Below are 12669 nucleotides of genomic sequence, written 5' to 3' on the forward strand. Positions count from 1 at the left end.
GATGACTAGTTTGCATGCCGACGAGGCGTTCCTCGGCCATTTCCAGTTAAGTCATGACCCTTTCGCTCCTCGGGTCCCGGGCTTCAAATTCTTCCCGGCCCAGCGCAAGCCGGTGCTGGGTCAACTGCACCACCTGGCGCGTTACAGCCAGTTGCTGCTGGTGGTCACCGGCCCTCAGGGCAGCGGCAAGACGTTGCTGCGCCAGGCGCTGGTTGCCAGCACCAACAAGCAGTCGGTTCAAAGTGTTGTGGTTTCCGCCCGTGGCGCCGGCGATGCGGCCGGTGTGCTGCGTCAGGTTGCCCAGGCGCTGGACGTGGCCCAGGCCGACGTCGGGGCGATCCTCGATCAGGTCGTGCAACTGGCGCTGACCGGTCAGGAAGTCTATCTGCTGGTGGACGATGCCGAGCAGCTCGACGAGTCTGCCCTCGAAGCTCTCATGGCGTTGGGCGCCGGCGCGCCGGAAGGCCGTCCGCATGTGTTCCTGTTCGGTGAGTCGTCGCTGATTGCTCAGCTTGAGGCGCTGCACCTTGAGGAAGAGCGCTTCCACGTCATCGAATTGCAGCCGTACACCGAAGAAGAAACCCGCGAATATCTCGACCAGCGGCTCGAAGGCGCCGGCCGTGGCGTCGAACTTTTCACCGCGGATCAGATCTCTGATATTCACGAAAGCTCCGAGGGTTGGCCGGGCAACATCAACCAGGTCGCTCGCGATGCTCTGATCGAAGTCATGATTGCCAGCCGCTCTGCGGTCAAGCGTCCAAGTATGGGGTTCAACATGCCGAAGAAACACGTATTGGCGATTTCCGCCGTCGTCGTGGTGGCGGTCGCTGCCGCCTGGCTGATGCCCGGTCGCAACAAGGCGCCGACCACTGGCGCACCGGCCAATGAACAGGCACAGCTGCCATTGGGCCAGGGTGGCGCACCGAACGTGGAGTTCGCCGGTAACACCCAGCCGATGCCGTTGCCGCTGGTCGGCAATTCGCAACCGGTCATGCGCAAGCCATTGGCCGAAGCGGCGGGCGGTATTACCGAGGGTGACGACGGTGTGCCGTTGGAAGGTTCCAGCAATACGCCGCCAACCGTGACCACTACTGCGCCGCCTGTCGGTGTGCCGGCCGGTCCTGCACCGACGCCGGCTCCGGTCCCTGCGGCCAAACCGACACCGGCACCGACTCAGGTTGCCACGGCCAAGCCAGTGCCTGCTCCGGCCGCTCCAGTCGCCAAGCCTGCCCCAGCGCCGGCCAAGCCTGTCGCCGCCGCCAAACCTGTCGAGAAAGCCGCCGAGAAGCCGGTCACTGTCGCCAAAGCCGCTGGCGGTAGCTGGTACGCCGGTCAAGCACCGGGCAACTACGTGGTGCAGATCCTCGGCACCAGCTCCGAATCGGCCGCACAAAGCTTCGTCAAGGAGCAGGGCGGCGAGTACCGTTATTTCAAGAAAGTCCTCAACGGCAAGCCGCTCTACGTGATCACCTATGGCAGCTTTGCCAATCGTGATGCGGCCGTTTCTGCCATCAAGGCCTTGCCAGCGAAGGTTCAGGCTGGTAAACCTTGGCCTCGCACTGTCGCCAGCGTCCAACAGGAACTGGCAACAACTCGCTGAAGATTCGGCGGCCTTACCCAGGCCGCCTCTCCAAGCACCTCAAAATCTCTACAAGTGCGCGCCGTCTCTACAGACCGCGTGCCTTGTGGTGTCTGCGTCACAGTAGTCTTTGAGTCGTTGCGGTCAAAATTAAAAAAAGTTTTGACTAGCACAGCAGATCGCTTTAAACCTTTCACAAATGCGACATGAATTTGCGACATTTCGTCGTCAAATTTGTGAGCCTCTGTGTCGCTGTGTACAATGACCACCCTTTTGCCCCCGCTAAGCCGGCGTACGTTCGGCGCGAGATGCAAGTGGTTGAATTGAAAAGAAATTTGCCTCGAAAAGAGGCAGCCTGGTGAGAAAGTGTCTATGAAAGCAGGTCTGTACCAACCAGATGAATTCAAGGATAACTGCGGTTTCGGCCTGATAGCCCATATGCAGGGCGAACCCAGTCATACCCTATTGCAAACGGCCATCGAGGCCCTGACCTGCATGACCCACCGCGGTGGGATTAATGCCGACGGCAAGACCGGTGACGGTTGCGGTCTGCTGATTCAAAAGCCTGACGCCTTCCTGCGCGCGATTGCCCAGGAAGCCTTCAGCGTCGAGTTGCCCAAGCAATATGCCGTGGGCATGGTCTTCTTCAACCAGGATCCGGCCAAGGCCGAAGCCGCTCGCGAGAACATGAACCGCGAGATCCTGGCCGAAGGTCTGCAACTGATCGGCTGGCGCAAAGTGCCGATCGACACCAGCGTCCTCGGCCGCCTCGCCCTTGAGCGCCTGCCGCAGATCGAGCAGGTGTACATCGGCGGCGAAGGCCTGAGCGATCAGGACATGGCGGTCAAGCTGTTCAGCGCACGTCGTCGTTCGTCCGTGGCCAACGCCGCTGACACCGACCACTACATCTGCAGCTTTTCCCACAAGACCATCATCTATAAAGGCCTGATGATGCCGGCCGACCTGGCTGCGTTCTATCCGGACCTGGGTGACCAGCGCCTGCAAACCGCAATCTGCGTGTTTCACCAGCGCTTCTCCACCAACACCCTGCCGAAATGGCCGCTGGCTCAGCCATTCCGCTTCCTCGCCCACAACGGCGAGATCAACACCATCACCGGCAACCGCAACTGGGCCCAGGCCCGTCGGACCAAGTTCAGCAACGATCTGATGGATCTGGAAGAACTCGGCCCGCTGGTGAACCGCGTTGGCTCCGACTCTTCGAGCATGGACAACATGCTCGAACTGATGGTCACCGGCGGCATCGACCTGTTCCGTGGCGTGCGGATGATCATTCCGCCTGCGTGGCAGAACGTCGAAACCATGGACCCGGATCTGCGTGCGTTCTACGAGTACAACTCGATGCACATGGAACCGTGGGACGGCCCGGCCGGCGTTGTAATGACCGACGGTCGCTACGCGGTGTGCCTGCTCGACCGTAACGGTCTGCGCCCGGCGCGCTGGGTCACCACCACCAACGGTTTTATCACTGTCGCTTCGGAAATCGGCGTCTGGAACTACCAGCCGCAAGACGTGATCGCCAAGGGCCGCGTCGGTCCTGGGCAGATCCTCGCTGTGGACACAGAAACCGGTCAGATCCTCGACACCGACGCGATCGACAACCGTCTGAAATCCCGTCATCCGTACAAGCAATGGCTGCGCAAGAATGCCCTGCGCATCCAGGCGACCATGGAAGACAACGATCACGGTTCGGCTTTCTACGACGTCGATCAGCTCAAGCAATACATGAAGATGTATCAGGTCACGTTCGAAGAGCGCGATCAGGTACTGCGCCCGCTCGGCGAGCAAGGCTACGAAGCCGTTGGCTCGATGGGCGACGACACGCCGATGGCCGTGCTGTCCCAGCGTGTGCGCACGCCGTACGACTATTTCCGCCAGCAATTCGCGCAGGTGACCAACCCGCCGATCGACCCGCTGCGTGAAGCGATCGTGATGTCGCTGGAAATCTGCCTCGGTGCCGAGCGCAACATCTTCCAGGAATCGCCGGAGCACGCTTCGCGCGTGATCCTCAGCTCGCCAGTGATCTCGCCGGCCAAGTGGCGCTCGCTGATGAACCTCGACCGCCCGGGTTTCGAGCGGCAGATCATCGACCTCAACTATGACGAAAGCGTCGGCCTCGAAGCGGCGATCCGCAACGTCGCCGATCAGGCTGAAGAAGCCGTGCGCGCCGGTCGTACCCAGATCGTTCTGAGCGACCGCCATATCGCGCCGGGCAAGCTGCCGATCCACGCCTCGATGGCTACCGGCGCGGTACACCACCGCCTGACCGAAAAAGGCCTGCGCTGCGATTCCAACATCCTCGTCGAAACCGCAACCGCCCGCGATCCGCATCACTTCGCGGTGCTGATCGGTTTCGGCGCCTCGGCGGTCTATCCGTTCCTCGCGTACGAAGTGCTGGGCGACCTGATCCGTACCGGTGAAGTGCTGGGCGACCTCTACGAGGTGTTCAAGAACTACCGCAAAGGCATCACCAAAGGTCTGTTGAAGATCTTGTCGAAGATGGGCATCTCGACCATCGCGTCCTATCGCGGTGCGCAGCTGTTCGAAGCCATTGGTTTGTCCGAAGAAGTTTGCGAGCTGAGCTTCCGTGGTGTGCCGAGCCGCATCAAGGGCGCGCGTTTCGTCGACATCGAAGCCGAGCAGAAAGCATTGGCCACCGAAGCCTGGAGTCCGCGCAAGCCGATCCAGCAGGGCGGTCTGCTGAAGTTCGTCCACGGTGGCGAATACCACGCGTACAACCCGGACGTGGTCAACACCCTGCAAGCCGCCGTGCAGCAGGGCGACTACGCCAAGTTCAAGGAATACACCTCGCTGGTGGACAACCGTCCGGTGTCGATGATCCGCGACCTGTTCAAGGTCAAGACCCTCGACAAGCCACTGGACATCAGTGAAGTCGAACCGCTGGAATCGGTGCTCAAGCGCTTCGACTCCGCCGGTATCTCGCTGGGCGCCCTGTCGCCGGAAGCTCACGAAGCCCTGGCCGAAGCCATGAACCGCCTGGGTGCGCGTTCCAACTCCGGCGAAGGCGGCGAAGACCCGGCACGCTACGGCACCATCAAGAGCTCGAAAATCAAGCAGGTCGCGACTGGCCGTTTCGGGGTGACCCCGGAATACCTGGTCAACGCCGAAGTGCTGCAGATCAAGGTCGCCCAGGGTGCCAAGCCGGGCGAGGGCGGGCAACTGCCGGGCGGTAAAGTGAACGGGCTGATCGCCAAACTGCGTTATGCAGTGCCGGGCGTGACCCTGATTTCGCCACCGCCGCACCACGACATCTATTCCATCGAAGACTTGTCGCAGTTGATCTTTGACCTGAAACAGGTCAACCCGAAGGCGCTGGTTTCGGTGAAACTCGTGGCCGAAGCGGGCGTCGGCACCATCGCCGCCGGTGTGGCCAAGGCCTATGCGGACTTGATCACCATCTCCGGCTACGACGGTGGCACCGGTGCTTCGCCGCTGACCTCGATCAAATACGCTGGCGCACCGTGGGAACTCGGCCTGGCCGAAACCCACCAGACCCTGCGCGGCAACGACCTGCGCGGCAAAGTCCGGGTGCAGACCGACGGCGGCCTGAAAACCGGCCTCGACGTGATCAAGGCAGCGATCCTCGGCGCCGAAAGCTTCGGCTTCGGCACTGCACCGATGATTGCGCTGGGCTGCAAATACCTGCGCATCTGCCACCTGAACAACTGCGCCACCGGCGTCGCGACTCAGAACGAGAAGCTGCGCAAGGATCACTACATCGGCACCGTCGACATGGTGGTGAACTTCTTCACCTACGTCGCCGAAGAAACCCGTGAGTGGCTGGCCAAGCTCGGTGTGCGCTCCCTCGAAGAGCTGATCGGCCGCACCGATCTGCTGGAAATCCTCGAAGGCCAGACCGCCAAGCAACACCACCTGGATCTGACCCCGCTGCTGGGCAGCGATCACATCCCGGCGGACAAACCGCAGTTCTGCGGCGTCGAGCGCAACCCGCCATTCGACCAGGGCCTGCTGGCCGAGAAAATGGTCGAGATGGCGACGTCGGCGATCAACGACCTCAGCGGCGCCGAGTTCGAACTGGACATCTGCAACTGCGACCGTTCGATCGGCGCGCGGATCTCCGGCGAAATCGCCCGCAAGCATGGCAATCAGGGCATGGCCAAGGCGCCAGTCACCTTCCGCTTCAAGGGCACGGCGGGTCAGAGCTTCGGCGTGTGGAACGCCGGCGGTCTGAACATGTACCTGGAAGGCGACGCCAACGACTACGTCGGCAAAGGCATGACCGGTGGCAAACTGGTCATCGTGCCGCCGAAGGGTAGCGCTTATCAGACTCAGAACAGCGCCATCATCGGCAACACCTGCCTGTACGGCGCCACTGGCGGCAAGCTGTTTGCCGCCGGCACCGCAGGCGAGCGTTTCGCCGTGCGCAACTCCGGTGCCCACACGGTCGTGGAAGGCACTGGCGATCACTGCTGCGAGTACATGACCGGTGGTTTCGTCTGCGTCCTGGGCAAGACCGGTTACAACTTCGGCTCTGGCATGACCGGTGGTTTCGCCTACGTGCTCGACCAGGACAACACCTTTGTTGACCGGGTCAACCACGAACTGGTGGAAATCCAGCGGATCAGCGGCGAAGCGATGGAAGCCTATCGCAGCCACCTGCAGAACGTGCTGAACGAGTACGTCGAGGAAACCGACAGCGAGTGGGGTCGTGAACTCGCCGAGAACCTCGATGACTACTTGCGTCGTTTCTGGCTGGTCAAGCCGAAGGCTGCCAACCTGAAGTCGTTGCTTTCCAGCACCCGTGCCAACCCGCAGTGATATGCGCCTGAAGAGTTTGATGAGGTTTTAACAATGGCTGAACGTCTGAATAACGACTTCCAGTTCATCGACGTCGGGCGCAAAGATCCGAAGAAGAAACTGTTGCGTCAACGCAAGAAAGAGTTCGTGGAAATCTACGAACCGTTCAAACCCCAGCAGTCGGCCGACCAGGCCCACCGCTGCCTGGGTTGCGGCAACCCGTATTGCGAATGGAAGTGCCCGGTGCACAACTTCATTCCGAACTGGCTGAAGCTGGTGGCCGAGGGCAACATCCTCCAGGCCGCCGAGCTGTCGCACCAGACCAACACCCTGCCGGAAGTCTGCGGCCGGGTGTGCCCGCAGGATCGTCTGTGCGAGGGTGCCTGCACCCTCAACGACGGCTTCGGTGCGGTGACCATCGGTTCGGTCGAGAAGTACATCACCGACACCGCGTTCGCCATGGGCTGGCGCCCGGACATGTCCAAGGTCAAACCGACCGGCAAGCGTGTCGCGATCATCGGTGCAGGCCCGGCGGGCCTCGGGTGTGCCGACGTGCTGGTGCGCGGCGGCGTGACCCCGGTGGTGTTCGACAAGAACCCGGAAATCGGCGGTCTGCTGACCTTCGGCATTCCCGAGTTCAAGCTTGAGAAGACTGTGCTGAGCAATCGCCGCGAAGTCTTCACCGGTATGGGCATCGAGTTCCGCCTCAACACCGAGGTCGGCAAGGACGTGACCATGGAGCAACTGCTCGCCGAATACGATGCCGTGTTCATGGGCATGGGCACCTACACCTACATGAAGGGCGGTTTTGCCGGTGAGGACCTGCCGGGCGTTTACGACGCGCTGGACTTCCTCATCGCCAACGTCAATCGCAACCTGGGCTTTGAAAAGTCGCCGGAAGATTTCGTCGACATGAAAGGCAAGAAGGTTGTGGTTCTGGGCGGTGGCGACACGGCGATGGACTGCAACCGCACGTCGATCCGCCAGGGCGCCAAGTCGGTGACCTGCGCCTATCGTCGTGACGAAGCGAACATGCCCGGCTCGCGCAAAGAGGTGAAGAACGCCAAGGAAGAAGGCGTGAAATTCCTCTACAACCGCCAGCCGATCGCTATCGTTGGTGAAGACAAGGTCGAAGGCGTGAAAGTGGTCGAGACCCGTCTCGGCGAACCGGACGCCCGTGGCCGTCGCAGCCCCGAGCCGATCCCGGGCTCCGAAGAGATCATCCCGGCCGACGCCGTGGTCATCGCTTTCGGTTTCCGCCCGAGCCCGGCGCCGTGGTTCGAACAGTTCGAGATCCAGACCGACAGCCAGGGCCGCGTCGTTGCGCCTGAGCAAGGTCAGTACAAGCACCAGACCAGCAACCCGAAAATCTTCGCCGGTGGCGACATGGTGCGCGGTTCCGACCTGGTGGTGACGGCGATCTTCGAAGGCCGCAATGCGGCTGAAGGGATCCTGGATTACCTGGGCGTCTAAACCCCGCTCGAAACTGCGCCGCAAAACCTGTGGGAGCTGGCTTGCCAGCTCCCACATTGTTTTCAGGGTGTTGCTGAAATCCGCGAAATCCTTGCGACAAATTGACCCGATAGACAAAAGGCTGACCTGCAACCGTGCCTTTTGCGTCGCGCTCTGAGAAAATGCCCGCACTTTTTTTCCGGATGCCGACATGACTGCCCTGAAGAACGACCGTTTCCTCCGCGCCCTGCTCAAGCAACCCGTAGACGTCACCCCTGTGTGGATGATGCGCCAGGCCGGCCGCTACCTGCCGGAATACCGCGCCAGCCGCGCCCAGGCCGGTGATTTCATGAGCCTGTGCATGAATCCGGAATTCGCCTGCGAAGTCACGCTGCAACCCCTCGACCGCTATCCGCAACTGGACGCGGCGATCCTGTTCTCCGACATCCTCACCATTCCCGATGCCATGGGCCAGGGCCTGTACTTCGAGACCGGTGAAGGTCCGCGCTTCAAGAAAGTCGTCAGCACCCTGGCCGACATCGAAGCCCTGCCGATCCCTGATCCACACAAAGACCTCGGCTACGTGATGGACGCGGTCAGCACTATCCGCCGCGAACTGAACGGCCGCGTGCCGCTGATCGGTTTCTCCGGCAGCCCATGGACCCTTGCTACTTACATGGTCGAAGGCGGCTCGTCGAAAGACTTCCGCAAGACCAAGGCGATGCTCTACGACAACCCGCAAGCCATGCACCTGCTGCTGGACAAGCTGGCGCAGTCGGTGACCTCGTACCTGAACGGCCAGATCCAGGCCGGTGCGCAAGCGGTGCAGATCTTCGATACCTGGGGCGGCAACCTGTCGGCGGCGGCGTATCAGGAATTCTCCCTGGCCTACATGAAGAAAATCGTCAGCGGCCTGATCCGCGAACACGACGGTCGCAAGGTGCCGGTGATCCTCTTCACCAAGAACGGCGGCCTGTGGCTGGAAAGCATCGCCGACGCTGGCGCCGACGCGCTGGGCCTGGACTGGACCTGCGACATCGGCAACGCCCGCGCCCGCGTTGGCGACAAGGTCGCGCTGCAAGGCAACATGGACCCGACCGTGCTGTACGCCAAGCCGGAAGCGATCCGCACCGAAGTCGGGCGCATCCTCGCCAGCTACGGCAAGGGCAGCGGCCACGTGTTCAACCTCGGCCACGGCATCACGCCGGAAGTCGACCCGGAACACGCGGGCGCGTTCCTGCGTGCGGTGCACGAGTTGTCGGCGCAGTATCACGAGTGATCGGCGCTCAGCTCTAATGGTAGAAAACAAAAACGCCCGGCTTATGCCGGGCGTTTTTTGTGGGCGTGAATCAGGCTTTGACGCCGCCCAACGGCGGCAACTTCGCCAGCTTCAACGCCACCAACAGTGCCACCAGCAACAGCGCGCCGATAAACAGGCCGATCCCGTTCCACCCGGCCATGTGCCAGAACACCCCGCCCGCCGTCCCGGCGATGCTCGAGCCAGCGTAATAGCTGAACAGGTACAACGACGACGCCTGGCCCTTGGCCTTGAGCGCCCGACGGCCGATCCAGCTGCTGGCCACCGAGTGTGCGGCGAAGAAGCCGAAGGTGAAGATCAGCATGCCGATGATCACCAGTGGCAGCGGTGTGAACATGGTCAGGGCGAGGCCGGCGAACATCAGGGCGATGGTCGCCCACAGCACTTTGCGGCGGCCCAGTTTGTCGGCCAGCGAGCCGATTTTCGCCGAGCTGTAGATGCCCGACAGATAGACCACCGACAACAGTCCCACAAACACCTGATCCAGGTGATACGGCTCGGCCAGCAGACGGTAGCCGATGTAGTTGAACAACGTGACGAACGCGCCCATCAGCACGAACGCCTCAAGGAACAGCAACGGCAGGCCGGCATCGCGAAAGTGCATGGTGAAACCGTCGAGCAGGCTGCGCGGGTGCAGCGAGCGGGAGCGGAAGTTGCGCGACTCCGGCAGGATCTTCCAGAAAACCGCTGCCGCAATCAGCGCCAGGCCGCCGATCACCAGCATCGCCGTGTGCCAGCTGACGAAGTCGATCAATACACCGGTAATCAATCGCCCGCTCATCCCGCCAATCGCGTTGCCGCCGATGTACAGGCCCATCGCCAGACCGATGTGCTGCGGATGGATTTCCTCGCTGAGGTAAGTCATTGCAACCGCCGCCAGACCACTCAACGACAACCCGATCAGCGCACGCATGATCAGCACGCCGTGCCAGCTCGGCATCATCGAACTGGCGATGGTGCACAGGGCTGCGGCAAACAGAGCGGCGACCATCACCGGTTTACGCCCGACCCGATCGGAAATCGGGCCGGTGATCAGCAGACCAAAGGCCAGCATGCCGGTGGCCACTGAAAGAATCAGGCTGCTCTGCGCCGCGTTGATCGAATATTCCTGGGACAGCAACGGCATCATCGGCTGCACGCAGTAAAGCAGAGCGAAGGTCGCGAAGCCGCCGCTGAACAGCGCGAGCACCGTGCGCATGAACGCGGGCGTGCCTTTCTCGATGTAGATCTCTTGCAGTTCGGTCAGCACATCGTCCGCCGCAGCGGGCGGGACTTCATGGGCCAGTGGAGCGACGGCGGTTTTCACATCAGACCTCGGAGGGCGCGGGCAGGCAGGCAATGAAAAAATCATATAGCTGGCTAATGTTTCTATCCAATATATTGTTCGACCTGTTTGATAGCTTTAACGACCTAATGGGGTTTCCATGGAATTGCGTCACTTGCGCTACTTCATCGCCGTCGCCGAAGAACTGCACTTCGGCCGCGCCGCCCAGGTGCTGGGCATCTCCCAGCCGCCGCTGAGCCAGCAGATTCAGGCGCTGGAGCAGGAAGTCGGCGCACGGCTGTTCGAGCGTACCAATCGTCGGGTCGAGCTAAGTGAAGCCGGGCGATTGTTTCTGGAGGAGGCGCGGCTGGTGCTGGCTCAGGTCGATAAAGCGGCGGATGTGGCCCGCCGCGCGCAGCTCGGCGAACTGGGTGAACTGAAAATCGGCTTCACCTCGTCGGCGCCGTTCAACTCGACCATTCCCCAGGCGATTTTTTCCTTCCGCCAGCGTTTCCCGGCCGTGCACCTGAATCTGCGGGAGATGAGCAGCACCATGGTGGCTGACGCGCTGGTGGACGAGTCGATCGAGGTCGGCATCATGCGCCCGCTGGGCCTGCCGGATTCGCTGAGCGTGGTCGAACTGATGCGCGAGCCCTTGGTCGCGGTGCTCAGTTCCAAACATCCATTGGCACAGGGCAGTGAGGAAGGTCTGTTTTTGTCGGCTCTGGCTCTGGAGCCGTTCGTGTTCTTTCCGCGCAGCTACGGCAGCGGTCTTTACTCGCAACTGATCAGCCTGGCCCGTGACGCCGGGTTCAGCCCGCACTTTGCCCAGGAGGCCGGCGAAGCCATGACCATCATCGGTCTGGTGGCAGCAGGTCTGGGTGTGTCGGTCATGCCGGCCTCGTATCAGCGGATGCGCATCGACGGCGTGGTCTATCGACCGCTGCTGGATCCCGAGGCAGTGACAGCAGTGTGGCTGGTGCAGCGCAAGGATCAGAAATCGCCAATGGCCAAGGCGTTTGTCGAGTTGCTTACACGCAAGGTCGAAGCCGGCTGATCAAGGCAGCCGCACCAGATCACCCTTCAACGCCACCCGCGTCACAAACACCCCGGCCCGACATTCGTAAGTGTTCAGATCCTTGCGCACATGCTGGTCGTAGTAGCTGACGATATTGGTCACCGCGTTGGCCCCGACGCGCTTGGCCTGGGCCTGCAGCGCGATCAGGTTCGACTGCAATACCCACTCGCACGAGTCGTGATCGCTCTTGTTGAAACCGTTGGTCTTCAGATCGCTGACGACCCCGCGCTGCAACATCCGCTGAGTCCCCTGTGGTCCATTGCCGATCAGGTAGAACTTCACACTGCCATCCAGCCGCCCGGCACGAATCGCATCCGACAGCACGGTTTCGAACGGCATGTACATCAGGTTGGTGGCGTGGCTGGCGCTGGGGAGCAGGCTGAAAAGGGCGGCGGCGATCAGGGCTTTCGCTTGCATGGTCATCTCCTTGACGATGAAAGAGAACCGCGAGTGCTCGACCGACCGGGCTCGCCGTTCCGGCAGGCGCTATGTGTCGGCCTGTTTGAGCGAGTGTAGATGGTGCATGCAAAGGTGCAGCGAAATGCCAGCGTTGTGGGGAGTACCTTTTCAGGCAATACTGCCGGCGTTCCCGAAAGGGGCTTGTGAGACTCTGAGGATCCTGGGCAACCAGCCATCGCAGAGCCAGACAGGTGAGAGGCGATGACAAGCCAACCTGTTTGTGAAAGGGCGCCGAAAGGCGCCCTTTGTCGTTTCCGGCCGTTATTGAACCGTCGCCAGATCACCCTTCAAGGCTACACCCGCCATGATCGCGCCCGCGTGGCACTCGTAGTTCTTCGCATCCTTGCGCTCGTTGCTCTTGTAGAAGCTGACGATGTTGGTCACGGCGTTGGCGCCGGCGCTTTTCGCGGCCTGGTGCAGGCTGATGATCGCCGATTGCACGACCCATTCGCAGGCCACTTCATCGGACTTGTTGAAGGCGTTGGTCTTCTTGTTGGTCACCGCGCCGCTGCTGACCACGGTGACTTTGCCGGCCGGGGCGTTGCCCGCCAGATAGAACTTCACGCTACCGTCGATCTTGCCGGTGCGGGTTGCCTCGGCGACCGCCTTGTCGAACGGCAGGTACACCGCCGTGTCACGGGCCTGGCTGACGGCGGGCAAGGCGCAGAGCAGCAGGGTGGCGGCCGCGAGTTTGTTCAAACGCATGGAGGTCTCCTTGACCT

Annotated in this window: 8 protein-coding genes; 5 read left to right on the forward strand and 3 right to left on the reverse strand. The window is 61.6% G+C overall.

Annotated elements, in window-relative coordinates; translation table 11 throughout:
• Position 1: 1 nt before the first annotated feature.
• The 4 genes from AC07VV_RS17240 to hemE all read left to right on the forward strand — a co-directional run bounded on the left by AC07VV_RS17240 (position 2) and on the right by hemE (position 9107).
• The gene (locus AC07VV_RS17240) at positions 2 to 1600 is read left to right on the forward strand and encodes an AAA family ATPase (RefSeq protein ID WP_495036904.1); all 1599 of its coding nucleotides are present in this window, start codon (positions 2 to 4) and stop codon (positions 1598 to 1600) included.
• Positions 1601 to 1951: 351 nt separating this feature from the next.
• Positions 1952 to 6397: a glutamate synthase large subunit gene (gltB, locus tag AC07VV_RS17245; RefSeq protein ID WP_495036905.1), complete on the forward strand. Its 4446-nt coding sequence runs from the start codon at positions 1952 to 1954 to the stop codon at positions 6395 to 6397.
• A 33-nt stretch (positions 6398 to 6430) separates the two neighbouring features.
• The gene (locus AC07VV_RS17250) at positions 6431 to 7849 is read left to right on the forward strand and encodes an FAD-dependent oxidoreductase (protein WP_007909438.1); all 1419 of its coding nucleotides are present in this window, start codon (positions 6431 to 6433) and stop codon (positions 7847 to 7849) included.
• A 190-nt stretch (positions 7850 to 8039) separates the two neighbouring features.
• On the forward strand, positions 8040 to 9107 hold the full coding sequence (hemE, locus tag AC07VV_RS17255; protein WP_007952372.1) for a uroporphyrinogen decarboxylase: 1068 nt from the start codon (positions 8040 to 8042) through the stop codon (positions 9105 to 9107).
• Positions 9108 to 9177: 70 nt separating this feature from the next.
• Here hemE and AC07VV_RS17260 read toward each other — a convergent pair whose 3' ends face one another.
• A complete protein-coding gene (locus tag AC07VV_RS17260) occupies positions 9178 to 10452 on the reverse strand; it encodes an MFS transporter (protein ID WP_096819912.1) in 1275 nt (424 codons plus the stop codon).
• Between the two features lie 118 nt (positions 10453 to 10570).
• On the opposite strand from AC07VV_RS17260, the gene AC07VV_RS17265 reads away from it, so the two are divergent.
• Positions 10571 to 11467, forward strand: coding sequence for a LysR family transcriptional regulator (locus AC07VV_RS17265; protein ID WP_039766450.1), 897 nt, complete (start codon positions 10571 to 10573; stop codon positions 11465 to 11467).
• Here the strand turns inward: AC07VV_RS17265 and AC07VV_RS17270 are convergent, their stop codons facing one another.
• Together AC07VV_RS17270 and AC07VV_RS17275 are read right to left on the reverse strand one after the other, a co-directional pair.
• Positions 11468 to 11905 carry an excinuclease gene (locus tag AC07VV_RS17270; RefSeq protein WP_085711066.1) on the reverse strand — a complete coding sequence of 146 codons (438 nt, stop codon included), beginning with the start codon at positions 11903 to 11905 and terminating at the stop codon, positions 11468 to 11470.
• 303 nt (positions 11906 to 12208) lie between these two features.
• Complete coding sequence (locus AC07VV_RS17275) at positions 12209 to 12652, reverse strand: excinuclease (RefSeq protein ID WP_493091266.1); 444 nt, start codon at positions 12650 to 12652, stop codon at positions 12209 to 12211.
• Positions 12653 to 12669 lie beyond the last annotated feature (17 nt).

The sequence above is a fragment of the Pseudomonas sp. GW821-FHT02C04 genome (genome assembly GCF_059421845.1).